A 17,037-nucleotide genomic window follows, 5' to 3' on the forward strand; every position below is an offset into this window, starting at 1 on the left:
TTGTTCGACTCGCTGCAGGCCGATATCGATGCCCTGGCCAGGCAGCTGGGCGTCAGCTCCATTCTGATCATGCGTTCACTGCCCCAGCACATGCAGGTCGAAGCTTCCGGCGGGCGGCATGAGGATACTTATCCGATTGGCGCCCAGGGCCAGAAAAGCAGCCTCGCGCACAACGGCCAGGCGCTGTATTGCGAGCGGGTGGTGGACAGCGGCCAGCCGCTGTACGTCAAGGATTCACGGCTGGAAGCCGAGTGGGCGGGCAACGAGGACGAGGTGGAATTCGGCCTGAGCAACTACCTGGGTTACCCGGTGCGCGATGCCGATGGCGAGGTGTTCGGTACCGTCTGCGCGCTGCATGAAAGCGCCAAGCAATACAGCACCGAAGAGCAGGCTGCGCTGGAGGCGTTCCGGCAAAAGGTCGAGGCTTTGCTCGCTGGTTCGTCGCGATGAGACTTTAGTCGTACGGGTCGCCCACAGGTACGTGCGGACGAGTACGGCTACGCCCAGGTCGCATCCGGTGCATCGGCAGCGCTCGAAACTTCTACGATGAGCCCTCGCCTTTCACCGTAGAGACCGCCCATGCGCCAGATCCTGCTCGCTCCCTTGCTCGCACTTTCGTTGGTCGCCGGCAGCTGCCTGGCCGGCCCTTCGTTCGATCATCTCTACGCCTTCGGCGACAGCTACTCCGACAACGGCGCCAGCGACCGCTTGACCCGGGACATGCTCGCCCACCAGCTCAAGGACGCTCAGCAACTGCCCGGCGAGCTGTACTGGCAAGGCCGCTGGAGCAACGGTCCGACCGCCGTCGAAATGCTCGCAAAAAGCCTGCAACTGCCCCTCACCGACCACGCCGTTGGCGGCGCGAAAAGCGGGCAGAACAATTACTACGCCTGGATGACCGCGTACCGCGACACAGGAGTGAGCGGGCAGATCGACGACTACCTGGCCAACGCCAAAGGCCAGGCCGACCCGCGCGCGCTGTACTTCATCTTCATCAGCGCCAACGACTTTTTCGAGCACGCCGACTTCGGCCACAAGGAGCCGATCGACGAATTGGCCGCCAGCAGCATCGGCCATATCCAGAATGCCGTCGGCCGCCTGGCCAAGGCCGGCGCCAGGCATTTCCTGGTGGTCGGCAGCACCGACCTGCGCCATGCCCCGGCGGTGGTGGCCAGCTGGCAGAGCGAACAAGCGCTGCGCTATCAACAGATACTTGAACGGAAACTGCCGCCGCTGCTGGTGGCCGAGAGCAAAAAGCTCGATGTGCGGATCACCTACTTCGACCACATCGCCTTCAGCGACCAGCTGCGCCGCCAGCCTGCCGAACATGGCCTGGCCCAGCTCGACCAGCCATGCCAGCCGACCTACCCCGAGGTGAAGCCGGCATGCGCCCATCCAGACGAATATTTCTATTGGGATGAATGGCACCCGACCCGCAAGGTCCATGCCCTGGCGGGCGAAGCCATGGCCAAGGCCCTCGGCCAGGCCCGCTAAGGCACAGCCTCGTCGGCGAGCCGCAGGCCCGCCCTACACACAGGGCTGCAACGGAAAGCGGTTCGCCCCGCTCCAGGCCAGGAAGCGTTCCTGCAGCATTGGCCTGGCGAGGAAATAACCCTGGGCTTCATCGCAGCCGAACGCGTACAGCATCTGCAGGCATTTGAAACTCTCGATGCCCTCGGCCACGGTGCGATAGCCCAGTTCGCGGGCCAGGCTGATGATCGAGCGGGTGATCTTCTGGTGCTGGGTGTTGCGTTCCAGGTCGGTGATCATCGACTTGTCGAGCTTCACCACATTGGCCGGAATCTGATGCAGGTAGGCGAAGTTGCTGTAGCCGGTGCCGAAGTCATCGATGGCCACATCCATGCCCAGCTCGCGAATGCGCGTCAGTTGCGCCAGGACATTCGGGTTGGAACGCAGCCACTCGCCTTCGGTGATCTCCACTTCGAGGCGCCGCGGGTCGATGCGGTGCCGCTCGCAGGCGTGGCGGATCAGCTCGGCGATATCCTGGTCCTCGAAATCCTTGGGCGACAGATTGATCGACAGCTTGCTGCTCTCGGGCAGGCCCCAGCTGTGCAACTTGCTCAACACCGTGTCGATGACCCAGCGGGTCACCTGATGAATCAGGCCGTTGCGCTCCATCACCGGAATGAACTCGGCGGGCGAGATCGGCCCCAGCCACGGATGTTCCCAGCGCAGCAAGGCTTCGGCACTCACCTGGGCCCCATCGGGCAGGGCGAAGCGCGGCTGGAACATCAGGTAGATCTGGCCACTGCGCAAGGCATCGTTGAGGTCCGAGGCCAGGTTGAACGCACGGCGCTGGGCATGATCGCGCCCGGCATCGTAATGCGCCCAGAAACTGCGCCTGGCCATGGCCAGTTCCAGGGCGAACATGGCCTTGCGCAAGGCATCGTCCACCGACTGGGTATCGATCTCGAACTCCACGGTTCCAGCGCAGACCGTGGGAATCATGGGAAACCCCAACCCGGGCGGCTGGCGACGCAGGCGGCTGACCAGGGCGTCGAGCAGCTTATCGAGCCCCTGGGCCGGCGCCGGTAGTAGGAAGCCGAAGCGTTTGACCGACACGTGATAGACCCGCACATGCCGCCCCATGTACTCCTGCAGGCGCAGCGCGAGAAACCGGATGATGGTCTCGAAGGGTGCCAGCCCCAGGGCCAGGGTCAGTTCGTGGGCGACCTTCATGTCCAGGGCATCGATCAGCACCAGCACGCGCTTTTCGCCGAGGTGGTGCTCGGCCAGGTCCCGCAGGTCGCCCTGGAACTGCTCGCGATTGGCCAGGCCGCTGACCGGGTCACGACGGCGCAGGCGCTGGCGCTGCTCGACCTGCTCCATGACCATCGCCGCCATGTCCCGCAACTGCTGGCGTTCGACGATGGTCAACTGCTGCTCGACCTTGTCGATGATGCACAGGCTGCCGATGGCATAACCGGACGCGGTCAACAGCGGTGCCCCTGCGTAAAAGCGGATGCCCTGGTCCCGGGTCACCAAGGGGTTGTCGTGGAAGCGCGGATCGCGCGCCGCGTTGCGCACCTCCAGCACCTCGCGGCCTTGCACCGTGAAGGCACAGAACGACTGGCTGATGGGAGTCTGCGGCTCATCGAAGCCGACCCGCGACTTGAACCACTGGCGATCGCGGTCCACCAGGCTGATCAAGGCAGTCGGCACCTTGAAGTACTCGGCCGCCATGCGGCAGATCCGGTCGAAATTCTCGCAACTGGCGGTGTCCAGCAACTCCAGGGCATGCAGGGCGGCCAGGCGCCGCTCCTCGGCAATCGCCTTATCGGGCATACACAACCTCGGGCCGGGATAATGCGATCATCACAATAAACAACCTATTCGCAGGGAGGCTGAGGGACACGACAGCCATGAATGCAGTAGTGGCACTAGGACATCTCGCCCTCCAGAATGACTGACGGGCAGGCGCTTGCCAAACCCATCCGTCGGACGAACGGTATCGGTTACAAAAAAGTATGGTTCTCAAGACCTTTGGTCTAGAGCGCTTCGAGGGTTTCAGGCAGTGATCTCAGGCGCCAAAACGAGCGATAGCCGCATCGACGAAGTGCCGCAGCTTGGCGGTCATCTGCCGGTCCGGCCGGTACAGCAGATGCATGGCGCGGCTCGGCGCCTCATAGCCGGGTAGCAACTGCACCAACTCCCCCGCGGCCCGCGCCGGCTCGAGAAAATCCGCCGGCCCCAGCACTATGCCGAAGCCATCCACGGCCGCCGACAGCAGCGCCTTGCTCTCGTTGACCTGCAAGCGGCTGCGCACCTGAACCTCATGCACCCGGCCGTCGCGGCGGAACTGCCATTGGTTGTCCGCCGGCCGTGACCAGTAGGCGTACCCCAGGCACTCATGCTGCTCGAGATCGGCCGGCACCCGTGGCGTGCCCCGGGCAGCGAGGTAGGCAGGCGCCGCGCAGGCGATCAGCCGATAGGGCGCCAGCGGCCTGGCGGTGAGGCTGGAATCGGCCAGCGGCCCGATACGAAAGGCCGCCTCGTAGCCCTCCTCCACCAGGTCGATGTAGCGATCGGTGAGGTGCAGGTCGATTTCCACCTCCGGATGCTCGCGCAAAAAGCCTGTCACGAAGGGCATGAGGCTGTAGGAACCGAAGGTGACCGGCGCGCTGATGCGCAACTTGCCCCGGGGCGTGGCGTTCATGATCTGCGCCAGGGAGTCGGCGGCCTGGGCCTCGCCGAGAATGTGCTTGCAGCGCTCGAGGTAGGCACTGCCCAGCTCTGTCAGGTTTTGCCGGCGCGTGGTGCGGTTGAGCAGGCGCGCGCCCAGCCGCTGCTCCAGCGCCGCGACATGCTTGGCGACCATCTGCGGTGACAGCCCCAGGCGGGTCGCCGCACGCGCGTAGGAACCGCTTTCGGCGGCCGCGACAAAGGCCTCCATGCTGGTCAGACGATCCACCATTCAACACTCCCAGTAACAAGACCAACTACCAGACGCTTATTTATTGCCATCTGGTGGCGAATCATCATAGCCGCTCGACCCTTTCAACGGAGCATAGACATGCGTATCGGCATTATCGGAGCAGGTTTTATCGGGCGCGCCGTGGCGCAACTGGCCCTGGCGGCGGGGCATGAGGTGATGCTCAGCAACTCCCGTGGCCCGCAGACCATGAGCAGCGTGGCCAGCGGTATTCGCGGCAGCCGCATCGGCACTGTGGAAGACGCCGTGCAGTTCGGCGAACTGGTGCTGGCGGCCATCCCACTGGCCCATTACCGCAGCCTCCCCGCCGCCCTGCTGGCTGGCAAGACGGTGCTGGATGCCAACAACTATTACCCGTCCCGCGACGACCACATCGAAGCCCTGGACCGCTTCGAAACCACCACCAGCCAATTGCTCGCCGAGCACCTCGAAGGCGCCAGGGTGGTAAAGGTGTTCAATGCGATCCTCGCCCAGGACCTGCTGACTGACGGCCGTCCCAACGGCGCCCCTGATCGTCGTGCCCTGCCCATTGCCGGTGACGATCCGCAGGCCAAGGCGCAGGTCGTGCAATTGCTGGATGAGCTGGGTTTCGACGCTGTCGATGGCGGCAACTTGGCGGAAAGCTGGCGCTTCGAACGGGCCAAACCGGCCTACTGCATCCCGCTGGATAAACCGGGGCTGCGCGCGGCCCTGGCGGAGGCGCAACGGGAGGTTGAACTGCCCGAAGGTTCGTGGCGCTCCTGACATCGGGGTAGGCAGCGTTCTGCGAGCGCAAAAAAAACGACCCATTCGGGTCGTTTTCATCGGCTTGCCTGTGCGCCGGCTTGCCCTCGGTCAACTGGCCCAGCCACCCGCATGCAGGTGCCAGCCATCGCCGCGAGGCTCCCAGAACGGGTGCACATAATGGTACCCGGGGCGCAACGGCTCCCAGTGACCATGGACCGCCACATATTGCCGGCCATCCCAGTGCCAGTAAGCCCGGGACCAGACATAACCCGGGCGATGCATGGGCTCGACTTCGATGACCCGCACCGGCGGTGGCTGCGGCGCAACCACCTCGGTGTACTCCACCGGCGCCGCGCGTTCGACCACCCGCCGCTCATGCACCACCCGTTCCTGCACACACCCGGAGGCCACTACGACCACCGCCACCAGAGCCGTGTAACGTAACAACATGCTGCCTCCCCGGCGCTTGACGCCGACGCTTGAACTGCTGACAACGCCCCCTGCAACCACCCGGCTCCTGCCAGGCGTACGGAGTGTTTTAACAGCTCGAAACTGTCTGCTTGCTGAACCTGACAGCGGCCGGCAGATAGCGACAGCAGGGGGGCGACAAACGGCCAGTCAGCGGCGGCAGATCAACGTCGTCGAGCGTCGAAATCCGCCCGGGTCATCTCGAAAAACTTGCTCGGCAAGCCTTCGAACTCACCATCGCGCACAAAACGAAAACCCACTTTGCGCGCCACCGCCAGAGACGCTTCGTTCAAGGCATGGGCATCGGCGACGATGCGCTCGACTCCAGCCCCAAGAAAAGCATGCTCGACAATGCGCCCCGCCGCCTCGGAGGCAATCCCCTTGCCCCACGCCCGCCGCACCAGGCGCCAGCCCATTTCCAGCTCGGGGCCGACAGCCTCATAGGGAATGAACGATACCCAGCCGAGAAACTCCTCCGGCGCGGACTTGGCAAAGATCGCCCAGTAACCGCAGGACTCGCCGAAATCGCGCTCGATACGCGAACGCACAAAATTGCGGTGCTCCTCCCCACCGTCCCAGGGGCCAGGAAGATAACGGGTGACTTGCGGATCGAGGTCCATGGCGATGCAGGCCTCGAAGTGTTCGAGGGTGCGTGGGCGGAGCAGCAGGTTGGGGGTTTCGAAGTGGAGGTTCATTTGTCGTGATATCCATATTCCATGACATTGGCAGCACCCAAGGAGCAATAACCACAGGCTGGAGAGAATACCTCTACAGCACCCGGTCCCTGTCCTTTGCACCTTGCATCCAGCGTGTGCTCAAGAACAACAACACCCGGCATGCGAGATCATTTGAGTTCTTTATAATTAAAGCCATAGCCATACGGAGCGACATTATAGAGCTTCACATAAGGAAACTTACTCCGAAACATATCGACCACGTCCTCGCGGTACTTCTCATCCATATTCGGCCCCAGATAAACACCTTTGATAGCCTCATTGGAAATATTGAACAACCCTTCCCTGCCACTCAGGAAGCGGAGTTCCTTTTCATACTCCCAGATCGAATGTTTTCTTAGAATCGATGTCTTGATGTAATCGTCCATTCCCACCTGATGGGGCTTGATGGCATTACGCATGAACTGCGGAAAATCCAGCTCACACATTTCAGGTTCGTAACTGATCAGCTCGTTATCCATGGCGTCATCGCGATTGAGCTCACGAAGCGATCTGTCGAGCACATGAAAGTCAAAGTCTATACACAAGCCGCGGAAGCTTTTCGTGTAGTGAGCCCACATAAGGATTTCATTCGCTCGTTCTGCGACGGTACTTCCAGACATGACTCGGCAGCATGAGAAGGCGGAGAAGGTTTCCATGATGTTTCGGACAGTATCTTTCTCTATCTCGCCAATGGCTTCCACAAGCCCATCATAGTGACCATCAATCTCCAAAGCTTTTCTGTATTCCGGAAGCTCCGCCGGGGCAATGGCCCCTTTAGAAGTGACAACCTCCAGAAACACATTAATAACTTCCTCACGCTCCAGCTTCGAAAAGCGGACATTGCCCTCAAAGGGATCATTCAGATTCTTCAAGTAACTGAACCAGACTTTTTCGCCTTTCAAAGAATCCAAGACATAGTCTTCTGGCGGTAGAAACTTCAACAACTTCTCGATTTTATCAACACTCATCACACTGTCCTTGTTCAACCCGCATAAGGTCCCTATCTAAAAGCCAGGGCAAGAATACAGAAGCCCCACCACACATATCAATGTGATATCACTCAAGCAAAAGCGAACATGCCTTGCGGTTTTTCAGCGGGATAAAGCGCCAGGCAACACGTAAGCCCATTGGTTATGCAGACGCTCAGGACAGTAGCGCCTGAATGTCTTGCCAGAGGGAACGAGGAATCTGCACACCGTGCTCGAGACTGCGCTTTCGAGCCTCGAAACGCCGCTGCGACGGCAGCCGCGCGCCTTGCTCGGTAATGGCCGTGAACAGTCCTTCGGCGCGCGCCAGGCCTTGCGGGTAGTCCTCGCCCAAGAACACTTTGGGGTCGAATGCGAGGATCAGTTCACCGTGGCAGGGCGCGGCGCCGACGCCGGCGTCGAAGGCCATGGATTCGGCGCTGGTGAGGTCGCCGATCAGGGCGCCGGCCAGCAGTTCGATCATCGCCGCCAGGGCTGAACCCTTGTGCCCGCCGAAGGTTTGCATGGCGCCTTGCAGGGCTGCCTTGGCGTCCGTGGTGGGCTGGCCCTGGGCATCGATAGCCCAGTGTTCAGGGATGGCCTTGCCTTGGCGCGCGTGCAGTTCGATATCGCCGCGGGCGATGGCGCTGGTGGCGAAGTCGAACACGAACGGCTGGCCCGACGGCCGTGGCCAGGCGAACGCCAGGGGGTTGGTGCCGAACACCGGTTTGCTGCCACCCGCCGGCGCTACCCAACTGTGGCTGGGGTTCATGACGATGCCCACCAGCCCTTCGGCGGCGATGGCCTCGACCTCCGGCCACAGCGCCGAGAAGTGGAAGCACCGCTTGATCGCCATGGCCGCGAGGCCCTGGCTGCGGGCTTTTTCCGCCAGCAACGGCAGACCGCTCTGGAACGCCAGCAAGGAATAACCGTAGTGCGCATCCACCTCCAGCACACCCGCGGAAATATGCCGCAGGCTCGGCTCGGCCAGCGGGTCGACCTTGCCCTCGCGCACGGAGCGCACACAGCCCAGCAGGCGATACACCCCGTGGGAGTGGCACTCGTCGCGCTGCCCCTGGGTGATGACCTCAGCAATGGCCCGGGCATGGGCATCGGACAGGCCGTGGCGGGTCAGCACCTTGAGGGACAGCTCACGGACCTGGTCGAGGGACAGGGTGATGAGTTCGGACATTTCACTGCCTCATGATCGTGAAGACATAACCGCCTCGATCAGGCGGTGCGACATAAAACCGGTTGATGAGATGCGCCTGAGCAGCACACAGCCAACCCGGCGCACTCGCTACAACCCTCTCAACGCGGCCGTTCGCCGTTGAGGCGCTGCGGAATCTGCCAGGGGTTGTCGCTGCGCAGGGCCTGCGGCAGCAGTGCTTGCGGCAAGTCCTGATAGGACACTGGGCGCAGGAAGCGCTGGATCGCCAGGCTGCCCACCGAGGTGGTGCGCGTGTCCGAGGTGGCGGGGAACGGGCCGCCATGGACCATGGCATGGCCGACTTCGACACCGGTGCCAAAACCGTTGACCAGCAGGCGGCCGGCCTTTCGCTCCAGCAACGGCAGCAGTTCCCGGGCTTGCGGATGGTCGTCGTCGCTCAGGTGCAGGGCGATGGTCAGCTGACCTTCCAGGCTCGCCAGCAGCGCTTTCATCTGGGCCGCATCGGTGCAGCGCACGATCAACGAGGCCGGGCCGAAGACTTCTTCGCGCAACTCCGTCCTGGCCATAAAGGCCTCGGCCGAAGTGGCGAACAGCGCGGCGCGGGCCTGGTAACGTTCGTCATCGCCGCCCTGCCCCAGGCAGTCCACCTCGGCATGCCGCAGCAGCCGCTCGACACCCTGGCAGTAGCTGGCGTGGATGCCCGGCGTCAGCATGGTCTGGGCGGGCTCCACCTTGAGCGATACGGCCGCCGCGGCTTCGAATGCCCGCAGCGCCGGGCTGTCGACGGCAAGGATCAACCCCGGGTTGGTGCAGAACTGGCCGGCGCCCAGGGTCAGGGAGCCGACCAAGGCCTTGGCGATGGCTTCGCCCCGCTCGGCCAGCGCATTGGCCAACAGCAGCACCGGGTTGATCGAACTCATCTCGGCATAGACCGGGATCGGCTCCTCGCGGGCCGCGGCGATCTTCATCAGCGTCACACCGCCGCTGCGCGAACCGGTAAAGCCCACAGCCTTGATCCGGCTGTCCGCCACCAGCCCCTGGCCAATGCTGCGGCCGGAATCGAACAGCAGCGAGAACACCCCTTCCGGCAAGCCGTGACTGTGCACCGCCTGCTGGATCGCCTGCCCTACCAGTTCCGAGGTGCCCGGGTGCGCCGAATGCGCCTTGACCACCACCGGGCAACCGGCGGCCAGCGCCGAGGCGGTGTCGCCGCCGGCCACGGAAAACGCCAGGGGAAAGTTCGAGGCACCGAACACCGCCACCGGCCCGATGGCGATCTGGTGCAGGCGCAGATCCACCTTGGGCAAGGGCTGGCGCTCCGGCTGGGCCGGGTCGATGCGTGCCTCCAGGAAACTGCCGTCGCGCACCACCGCCGCAAACAAACGCAGTTGGCCGACCGTGCGCCCCCACTCGCCTTCCAGGCGGGCGCGAGGCAGGCCAGTCTCGCTCATGCAGCGCTCGATCAGCTCGTCGCCCAGGGCAAGGATGTTGCTGGCGATGCTCTCCAGGAACGCCGCCCGTTGTTCCAGGCTGGTTTCCCGATAGCGGTCGAATGCAGCCTCGGCCAGGGCGCAGGCGCGCTCCAGGTCATGCGGGCCGGCACCGCCAAAACTCGGCGCCAGAATCTCGCCGGTGGCGGCGGCCAGCGCATGCACTTCGCCGTGGCCGCCACGCACGCGGGATTGGCCGATCAGCAGTTGTCCTGTTACAGGCATGGGTTACCTCTCTGAATAAATGGCGTGAAATGCCTAGCAGTCATTCGTCTTCCCCTTCCAACACCAACTTGCTGCCCGGCACCCCGGTATTGGCGCCCCAGTAGTAGATGCACAGGGCCATAAGCGTGACGGCCAGGGTGTCGTAGGGATGGGTCAGCGTACCGATACCGCCGAAGCTGCCCAGGTAGGAAATGACCATGGTCAGGGCGTAAAAGGCGATCAGCCACAGGGACGAGCGCACCTGTTCGGTAAGGCTCAGGTGGTCGGTGGGGACCAGGCGCTTGCAGCCCAGGTAGATGACGAACATCAGGATCTGCAGGCCCAGCAGCCAGGACACCGTGCTCCAGCCGGACCAGTAGACGATCAGCGCGGCGATGACAAAGGACACCGGCCCCAACAGGCCGAAGCCGCTGACCCGGAACGGCCGCGGCAGGTCCGGCGCGCTCTTGCGCAGCGCCGCCACGCTGATCGGGGCAATCGCATAACTCAGCACCAGGGCCGCCGACACCACGTTGATCAGCGCTTCCCAGGACGGGAACGGCAAGGTCCAGAACACCGACAGGCCGAAGGTCAGCCATAGCGCCGGGCGCGGGATGCCGGACTGCTCGTCGATGCGAGTGAAGATCTTGAAAAAGGTCCCGGTCTTCGCCCAGCCGTACACCACCCGTGGCGTGGCATTCATGTAGATGTTGCCGCAGCCGCTGGGGGAGATGACCGCGTCCGCCACCACCAGATAAGCCAGCCAGCCGACGCCCAGGGTCAGGGCGATGTCGCGGTACGGCAGGGAGAATTCCTTGCTGATGCTGCTCCAGCCGTTGGCCAGCATGTCGGTGGGAATGCTGCCGAGGAACGCCAGTTGCAGCAGGCCGTAGATCAGGGTCGAGAGCAGGACCGAAAGGATCAATGCGATGGGAATGGTGCGCTGTGGATTGCGCACTTCGCTGGCCACCGAAATGATCGGCGTCAGCCCCAGGTAGGCGAAGATGATGCCGCCGGCGGAGACCGCCATTTCGATGCCAGACAGACCGAAAGGGGCAAAGCCCTGGACATGGAAATTCTCCGGCTTGAAGAAGGTGAACAGCACGCCGATGACCAGCAGCGGCACGACGAACTTGAACAGGCTGATGAGGTTGTTGGACTTGGCGAAGGTCTTGACGCTGGAGTAGTTGAGCCAGAAGAACAGGCACAACAGGGCGAACTGCACCAGCCAGCCGAGAATGGTCGGGTTGCTGTTGCCGGCATGGGTCAGCCCCGGAAACCAGGCCGCCGCGTATTGCCGCGCCGCCACCACTTCAATGGCCACCAGGCTGGAAAACGCGATCAGGGTGATGAAGCCCATCAGGTAACCCAGCAGCGGCCCGTGGGAGAACACCGGATAACGCACCACCCCGCCCGCTCGCGGCAAGGCCGCGCCCAGTTCGCAATAGACGATGCCCAGCAGCAGGACGGCGAAACCGCCGAGCAGCCAGGAGAAGATTCCCGCCGGCCCGGCGATGGCCGAGACATGGCTGGCGGCGAACAACCAGCCAGAGCCGAAGATCGCCCCCAGGCCGATGAATGTGAGGTCAACCAGAGAGAGCTGTTTCTTGAATTTGCCTTGGCCTGACATAGGCGCGCCTTCTTATTGAGTTATTGGAGTAGGCAGATCGAATGTCGCGCCGGCCTCCCGCGGACGGGGTACCGACGTGGTGAAACACGGCACTGCGCGAGTACCTGATTGTTCTTCTCGTGGACCAGGGCGCCCCCGCCACCCAGCGCGCGGGAGCACCCTGTTGGCGGGCTTACAGACCGACGTCCGGCAACTGCGGACGCTCGGCCAGGGCCTTGGCGACTATCGCCTTGACCTCGGCCAGGGTCTCGCCCTGCAGGGCCAAGCGGGGTGGACGGGTGATCGAGGAGCCGCGACCGACCAGTTCCTCGCAGAGCTTGATGCACTGCACCAGGTCCGGACGCGCATCCAGGTGCAGCAGCGGCATGAACCAGCGGTACAGCGCCAGGGCTTCCTCGAAGCGTTTTTCCTTGGCCAGGCGGAACAGGGTCTCGCCCTCTTTCGGGAAGGCGTTGGACATGCCGGAGACCCAGCCTTCGGCGCCGACAGCGATGCTTTCCACCACCACGTCATCCAGGCCGGCGAACAGCACGAAGCGGTCGCCGACGGCATTGCGCAGGTCGATAAAGCGCCGGGTATCGCCGGAGGAGTCCTTGAAGCAGACGATGTTTTCGCAGTCCTGCAGGGCGATCAGCACGTCTGGGGTAACGTCGTTTTTGTAGATCGGCGGGTTGTTGTAGACCATCACCGGCAGGTCGGTGCCGGTGGCGATGCTGCGAAAGTGCGCGGCGGTTTCATGGGACTTGGCCGAATACACCAGGGCCGGCATGACCATCACCCCGTCGACCCCGACCTTGGCCGCTTCGCGCACGGTGTTGCGGGCGAACTCGGTGGTGAACTCGGCGATCCCGGCGATCACCGGTACACGACCGCCGGCGGCGTCCTTGGCGACCTCGATCACCGAGAGTTTTTCCGCGGTGCTCAGCGAGGTGTTTTCGCCCACGGTGCCGCACACCACCAGGCCCGACACACCGTCGGCCACCAGGTTGCGCATGACGCTGTGGGTGGCGTCCAGGTCCAGGGAAAAGTCAGCTTTGAACTGGGTGCTGACAGCAGGGAACACACCGCTCCAATGGATGGCTTTACGGCTCATGGTCTTGTCCTTGTTGGTTGAGTCGGTCGGGGCCGACAGGCGTTGGAAACGAAAAACAGATTCCGCCTTTCGCCGCCTTGGAGCTTGAGACTTTTCCCGTCTAAGCAAGACGAAATCGGCACATTTGCCCAATCACCTACAGAACTTTCCCGAGCTTTTTCCCGCAGAACCACGCCCCTCGACCCGCCGAAAATCCCAACACCAGCGCGCACCTGTAGCCGCTGCCGCAGGCTGCGTACGGCTGCGCAGCAGACGCAGAGCCGGTATCCCCGATCCTTCTGTTGCACTGCGTCGCTTGATCTGGCGGACGCTGCGCGTCCGTGCGCAGCCTGCGGCAGCGGCTACAGGGTTAACGGAAAACCCCACTGTGCCGATTTCGTCATCCGCCGCAGAGAAAACCCACAAGCAACACGGCCCTTTCCCGAGCCAATCTGTAGGCCTTTTCCGCCAGGTGATGCCATGAAAAAAATAACCGTCATCGATTCACATACAGGGGGCGAGCCGACTCGCCTGGTTGTCGACGGCTTTCCCGATCTGGGCAGCGGTTCGATGGCCGAACGGCTGGCGATCCTGCAAGAGCATCACGATCGCTGGCGCACGGCCTGCGTGCTGGAACCGCGGGGCAGCGACGTGCTGGTGGGAGCCCTGCTGTGCGAACCCCAGGCGGCGGATGCCTGTGCCGGGGTGATCTTCTTCAACAACAGCGGCTACCTGGGCATGTGCGGCCACGGCACCATCGGCCTGGTGCGTTCCCTGTATCACCTGGGCCGCATCGAACCTGGAGTGCACCGTATCGAAACCCCGGTGGGCACCGTCAGTGCCACCCTGCACGACGACCTCTCGGTCAGCGTGCGCAACGTGCCGGCCTACCGTTACCGCAGCGCCGTCGAACTGCAGCTGCCCGGCCACGGCACCGTCCGCGGCGATATCGCCTGGGGCGGCAACTGGTTCTTCCTGGTCAGCGAGCATGGCCAGCGCATCGCCCTGGATAACGTCGAAACCCTGACCCACTACAGCTGGGCCGTGCGCGAAGCCCTGGAGGCCGCCGGTATCAGCGGCGCCGACGGCGGTGTGATCGACCATATCGAGCTGTTCGCCGACGACTCGCACGCCGACAGCCGCAACTTCGTGTTGTGCCCCGGCAAGGCCTACGACCGCTCACCCTGCGGCACCGGCACCAGCGCCAAGCTGGCCTGCCTGGCCGCCGACGGCAAGCTGGCGCCCGGGGCGACCTGGCGTCAGGCCAGCGTGATCGGCAGCCAGTTCAGCGCCAGCTACGAGCAGGCCGGCGAGCAGGTTATCCCGACCATTCGCGGCACCGCCCATATCAGCGCCGAAGCCACCTTGCTGATCGAAGACAGCGATCCCTTCGGCTGGGGCATTGTCTCGTGAGCGAATCGGCCGAAGCTGACGTGCTGGTGATTGGCGGCGGCATAGTCGGGGCCACCTGCGCCCATGAAATGGCCCGCCGCGGCCTGCGGGTGCGGGTGCTCGACAACGCCAGCGGCGGCGCCACCGGCGCGGGCATGGGCCACCTGGTGGCGATGGACGACAACCCCGCCGAACTGGCGTTGAGTCACTACTCCATCGGCCTGTGGAACCAGCTGCGCGCGCACCTGCCGGCCGCCTGCGCCTTCCGCAATTGCGGCACCCTGTGGCTGGCCGCCGACCAGGCGGAAATGGACCTGGCCCGGGCCAAGCAGGCGACCCTGGCCCGACACGGAGTGGCGGGCGAACTGCTCGACAGCGCAACCCTGGCCGAGCTCGAACCCATGTTGCGCAAAGGTCTTGGCGGCGCCCTGAAGATCCCCGGCGACGGCATTCTCTACGCCCCAGCCACGGCCCATTGGCTGTTGCACAACACACCGGGGATCAGCTGCGAGCGGGCCAGGGTCAGCGCCATCGCCGCCCAGCGCGTGGAGCTGGATGACGGCCGCGTGCTGCGTGCCGAGTACCTGGTGCTGGCCAACGGTCTGGCGGCGCGGAGCCTGCTGCCGGAGCTGCCGTTGCGGCCGAAGAAAGGCCATCTGCTGATCACCGATCGTTACCCGCAACGGGTGTCCCACCAATTGGTGGAGCTGGGCTATGCCGCCAGCGCCCACGCCAGCAACGGCACCTCGGTGGCGTTCAACGTGCAACCACGGCCGACCGGGCAATTGCTGATCGGTTCGTCCCGCCAGTTCGACACTCTCGACCCGGCCATCGAGCCCGAGGTGCTTCGGCCGATGCTGCAACGGGCCGTGGCCTATCTGCCGGGCCTGGCGCAATTGAACGGCATCCGCGCCTGGACCGGCTTTCGCGCCGCCACCCCGGATGGCCTGCCGATCCTTGGTGAACACCCACGACACAGAGGCCTGTGGCTGGCGGTCGGTCATGAAGGCCTGGGCGTCACCACCGCCCCCGGCAGCGGCCGGCTGCTGACCCACCTGATGCTCGGCGAACGGCCGGATATCGACGCCTGGGCCTATCGCCCCGAACGCTTCGCCGAGCTGACCGCCCCCCTGACAGGAAGCGCCCCATGATCATTTACCTGGACCGTCAGGCGCTGACCGTGGGCGATGGCCTGAGCGTCGCCGCGGCCATCGCCGGTAGCGGCGACCCACGTACCCGAACCTCCTGCACCGGCCAGCCCCGGGCGCCCTTCTGCGGCATGGGCATCTGCCAGGAATGCCGCATGACCATCGACGGCCGGCGCCAGCTGGCCTGCCAGACCCTGTGCCGCGAAGGCATGCATGTGGAGCGCACGCCATGAACCCACAGCGCCTGAGCTGCGACATCCTTATCGTCGGCGGTGGCCCGGCCGGCCTCGCGGCAGCCCGGGCGGCGAGCCGCAGCGAGCTCTCCATCGTCCTGCTCGACGACAACCCGCGCCCCGGCGGCCAGATCTGGCGCAACGGGCCCGGCGTCGCGCTCCCCGGTATCGCCCGCGACGCCTTGCAGGTGCTGGAGCATCCGCGGCTGCGCTACCTGCCGGGCACCCGGGTGGTGGCCGGCGCCGGCGCCAATGCCCTGCTCCTGGAAAATGCCGAGCAGGCTTTGCTCGTCCAGTACCAGAGCCTGATTCTGTGCTGCGGCGCCCGCGAACTGCTGCTGCCCTTCCCCGGCTGGACCTTGCCCGGAGTGACAGGCGCCGGGGCCTTGCAGGCCCTGCTGAAAAACGGCCTGGCCATGGCCGGCGAGCGGGTGGTCATCGCCGGCAGCGGGCCCTTGCTGCTGGCCAGCGCCGCCACCGCCCGCCAGGCCGGCGCCCGGGTCGAGGCGGTCCTGGAACAAGCCCCGCTGGCCGCGCTGGCGAGATTCGCCGCCGGGCTCTGGCGCTGGCCGGCCAAGCTCGGCCAGGCCGCGGGGCTGGTCACCACGGCCTATCGCTACAACGCCCATGTGCTCGAAGCCCTGGGCGACGATCGCCTGGAAGCGGTGCGCATCCAACAGGGCGAGCAGGTTCGGGAAATACCCTGCGAACGTCTCGCCTGCGGTTTCGGCCTGGTGCCCAACACCACCTTGGCCAGCCACCTCGGCTGCCAGCTACAGGCCAACGCCATCGCAGTGGACCGTTACCAGGCCACCAGCCTCACCCAGGTCTACGCGGCCGGCGAATGCACCGGGGTCGGCGGCAGCGAGCTGGCGAGGGTCGAAGGCGAGATCGCCGGGCTGGCCGCCAGCGGGCAGACCCAGGAGGCCATGGCGCTGATCCAGCGTCGGGCCCATTGGCAGGCGTTCGCCGAGCGAGTGAGTGAAACCTTCGCTCTGCAACCCGCGCTTCTGCGCCTGGCGCGACCTGATACGCTGCTGTGCCGCTGTGAGGATGTGCCTTACGCCGCCGTGGCTGGCGAAGCGGGCTGGAGCGAGGCCAAACTGCACAGTCGCTGCGGCATGGGCGCCTGCCAGGGGCGGGTCTGCGCCACGGCGGCACAGGCCCTGTTCGGCTGGGCCGCGCCGACACCACGAGCGCCCCTGGTGCCGGCGCGGATCGAGACCTTGCTGATGGAGTCATCGACGCCCGGCGTGAAGTGAGGAACAGTTCGCGACCGCATGCCGCATGCCAGCAGCCGCTGTGGGATTCAAGGATGAGCCAGTAGACCCAAAGTCGCGGGGCGCGCCCTGCCCCCTAACAAGAGCAG

At 64.5% G+C, this 17,037-nt stretch carries 16 protein-coding genes; 7 read left to right on the forward strand and 9 right to left on the reverse strand.

The annotated features are described in order from the left end of the window. Positions 1 to 450 (forward strand): GAF domain-containing protein, encoded by a 450-nt coding sequence (locus J4D52_RS25325; protein ID WP_207272170.1) that lies wholly within the window; start codon positions 1 to 3, stop codon positions 448 to 450. 129 nt (positions 451 to 579) lie between these two features. Next, a complete protein-coding gene (locus J4D52_RS25330; RefSeq protein ID WP_063428839.1) occupies positions 580 to 1,494 on the forward strand; it encodes an SGNH/GDSL hydrolase family protein in 915 nt (304 codons plus the stop codon). A 33-nt stretch (positions 1,495 to 1,527) separates the two neighbouring features. Here the strand turns inward: J4D52_RS25330 and J4D52_RS25335 are convergent, their stop codons facing one another. Then, positions 1,528 to 3,306 (reverse strand): bifunctional diguanylate cyclase/phosphodiesterase, encoded by a 1,779-nt coding sequence (locus J4D52_RS25335; RefSeq protein WP_063428837.1) that lies wholly within the window; start codon positions 3,304 to 3,306, stop codon positions 1,528 to 1,530. A 235-nt stretch (positions 3,307 to 3,541) separates the two neighbouring features. Continuing rightward, positions 3,542 to 4,435: a LysR family transcriptional regulator gene (locus J4D52_RS25340; protein WP_173678573.1), complete on the reverse strand. Its 894-nt coding sequence runs from the start codon at positions 4,433 to 4,435 to the stop codon at positions 3,542 to 3,544. 99 nt (positions 4,436 to 4,534) lie between these two features. On the opposite strand from J4D52_RS25340, the gene J4D52_RS25345 reads away from it, so the two are divergent. After that, entirely contained in the window at positions 4,535 to 5,197 is a 663-nt protein-coding gene (locus J4D52_RS25345) for an NADPH-dependent F420 reductase (protein ID WP_063428835.1), read from the forward strand. Positions 5,198 to 5,287: 90 nt separating this feature from the next. On the opposite strand, the gene J4D52_RS25350 is transcribed toward J4D52_RS25345, so the two are convergent. From J4D52_RS25350 to J4D52_RS25380, 7 genes are all read right to left on the reverse strand, one after another. Beyond that, entirely contained in the window at positions 5,288 to 5,629 is a 342-nt protein-coding gene (locus J4D52_RS25350; RefSeq protein WP_063428834.1) for a YXWGXW repeat-containing protein, read from the reverse strand. A 182-nt stretch (positions 5,630 to 5,811) separates the two neighbouring features. Then, positions 5,812 to 6,342: a GNAT family N-acetyltransferase gene (locus J4D52_RS25355; protein ID WP_063428832.1), complete on the reverse strand. Its 531-nt coding sequence runs from the start codon at positions 6,340 to 6,342 to the stop codon at positions 5,812 to 5,814. A 149-nt stretch (positions 6,343 to 6,491) separates the two neighbouring features. After that, complete coding sequence (locus tag J4D52_RS25360) at positions 6,492 to 7,331, reverse strand: DUF2971 domain-containing protein (RefSeq protein WP_063428830.1); 840 nt, start codon at positions 7,329 to 7,331, stop codon at positions 6,492 to 6,494. A 175-nt stretch (positions 7,332 to 7,506) separates the two neighbouring features. Beyond that, positions 7,507 to 8,520: an Ldh family oxidoreductase gene (locus J4D52_RS25365; RefSeq protein WP_102677891.1), complete on the reverse strand. Its 1,014-nt coding sequence runs from the start codon at positions 8,518 to 8,520 to the stop codon at positions 7,507 to 7,509. A 119-nt stretch (positions 8,521 to 8,639) separates the two neighbouring features. After that, positions 8,640 to 10,214 (reverse strand): aldehyde dehydrogenase (NADP(+)), encoded by a 1,575-nt coding sequence (locus tag J4D52_RS25370; RefSeq protein WP_102677890.1) that lies wholly within the window; start codon positions 10,212 to 10,214, stop codon positions 8,640 to 8,642. Between the two features lie 40 nt (positions 10,215 to 10,254). Further along, positions 10,255 to 11,823, reverse strand: a complete 1,569-nt coding sequence (locus J4D52_RS25375) for an APC family permease (RefSeq protein WP_102677889.1) — start codon at positions 11,821 to 11,823, stop codon at positions 10,255 to 10,257. Positions 11,824 to 11,995: 172 nt separating this feature from the next. Continuing rightward, positions 11,996 to 12,916, reverse strand: a complete 921-nt coding sequence (locus tag J4D52_RS25380) for a dihydrodipicolinate synthase family protein (protein WP_009047461.1) — start codon at positions 12,914 to 12,916, stop codon at positions 11,996 to 11,998. Positions 12,917 to 13,375: 459 nt separating this feature from the next. Here J4D52_RS25380 and J4D52_RS25385 point away from each other — a divergent pair, with 459 nt between their 5' ends. From J4D52_RS25385 to J4D52_RS25400, 4 genes are read left to right on the forward strand one after another with little or no spacing between them, the layout of a single operon-like run. Then, a complete protein-coding gene (locus J4D52_RS25385) occupies positions 13,376 to 14,308 on the forward strand; it encodes a 4-hydroxyproline epimerase (protein ID WP_102677887.1) in 933 nt (310 codons plus the stop codon). Then, a complete protein-coding gene (locus J4D52_RS25390) occupies positions 14,305 to 15,438 on the forward strand; it encodes an FAD-binding oxidoreductase (protein ID WP_102677886.1) in 1,134 nt (377 codons plus the stop codon). Before J4D52_RS25385 ends, J4D52_RS25390 begins: the two co-directional genes overlap by 4 nt. Next, entirely contained in the window at positions 15,435 to 15,668 is a 234-nt protein-coding gene (locus tag J4D52_RS25395; RefSeq protein ID WP_023968126.1) for a 2Fe-2S iron-sulfur cluster-binding protein, read from the forward strand. Before J4D52_RS25390 ends, J4D52_RS25395 begins: the two co-directional genes overlap by 4 nt. Next, positions 15,665 to 16,930 carry an FAD/NAD(P)-binding oxidoreductase gene (locus J4D52_RS25400; protein ID WP_102677885.1) on the forward strand — a complete coding sequence of 422 codons (1,266 nt, stop codon included), beginning with the start codon at positions 15,665 to 15,667 and terminating at the stop codon, positions 16,928 to 16,930. The genes J4D52_RS25395 and J4D52_RS25400 overlap by 4 nt, the downstream gene beginning before the upstream one ends. Positions 16,931 to 17,037 lie beyond the last annotated feature (107 nt).

The organism is Pseudomonas sp. GW460-12-10-14-TSB1 (assembly GCF_017349775.1).
GTDB lineage: Bacteria > Pseudomonadota > Gammaproteobacteria > Pseudomonadales > Pseudomonadaceae > Aquipseudomonas > Aquipseudomonas piscium.

What these genes read in the sequence shown, in the direction of transcription:
- J4D52_RS25330 (WP_063428839.1), top strand. Translation starts at nt 580, where the DNA reads ATGCGCCAGATCCTGCTCGCTCCCTTGCTCGCACTTTCGTTGGTCGCC.
- J4D52_RS25335 (WP_063428837.1), bottom strand. Translation starts at nt 3,306, where the DNA reads ATGCCCGATAAGGCGATTGCCGAGGAGCGGCGCCTGGCCGCCCTGCAT.
- J4D52_RS25340 (WP_173678573.1), bottom strand. Translation starts at nt 4,435, where the DNA reads ATGGTGGATCGTCTGACCAGCATGGAGGCCTTTGTCGCGGCCGCCGAA.
- J4D52_RS25345 (WP_063428835.1), top strand. Translation starts at nt 4,535, where the DNA reads ATGCGTATCGGCATTATCGGAGCAGGTTTTATCGGGCGCGCCGTGGCG.
- J4D52_RS25350 (WP_063428834.1), bottom strand. Translation starts at nt 5,629, where the DNA reads ATGTTGTTACGTTACACGGCTCTGGTGGCGGTGGTCGTAGTGGCCTCC.
- J4D52_RS25355 (WP_063428832.1), bottom strand. Translation starts at nt 6,342, where the DNA reads ATGAACCTCCACTTCGAAACCCCCAACCTGCTGCTCCGCCCACGCACC.
- J4D52_RS25360 (WP_063428830.1), bottom strand. Translation starts at nt 7,331, where the DNA reads ATGAGTGTTGATAAAATCGAGAAGTTGTTGAAGTTTCTACCGCCAGAA.
- J4D52_RS25365 (WP_102677891.1), bottom strand. Translation starts at nt 8,520, where the DNA reads ATGTCCGAACTCATCACCCTGTCCCTCGACCAGGTCCGTGAGCTGTCC.
- J4D52_RS25370 (WP_102677890.1), bottom strand. Translation starts at nt 10,214, where the DNA reads ATGCCTGTAACAGGACAACTGCTGATCGGCCAATCCCGCGTGCGTGGC.
- J4D52_RS25375 (WP_102677889.1), bottom strand. Translation starts at nt 11,823, where the DNA reads ATGTCAGGCCAAGGCAAATTCAAGAAACAGCTCTCTCTGGTTGACCTC.
- J4D52_RS25380 (WP_009047461.1), bottom strand. Translation starts at nt 12,916, where the DNA reads ATGAGCCGTAAAGCCATCCATTGGAGCGGTGTGTTCCCTGCTGTCAGC.
- J4D52_RS25385 (WP_102677887.1), top strand. Translation starts at nt 13,376, where the DNA reads ATGAAAAAAATAACCGTCATCGATTCACATACAGGGGGCGAGCCGACT.
- J4D52_RS25395 (WP_023968126.1), top strand. Translation starts at nt 15,435, where the DNA reads ATGATCATTTACCTGGACCGTCAGGCGCTGACCGTGGGCGATGGCCTG.
- J4D52_RS25400 (WP_102677885.1), top strand. Translation starts at nt 15,665, where the DNA reads ATGAACCCACAGCGCCTGAGCTGCGACATCCTTATCGTCGGCGGTGGC.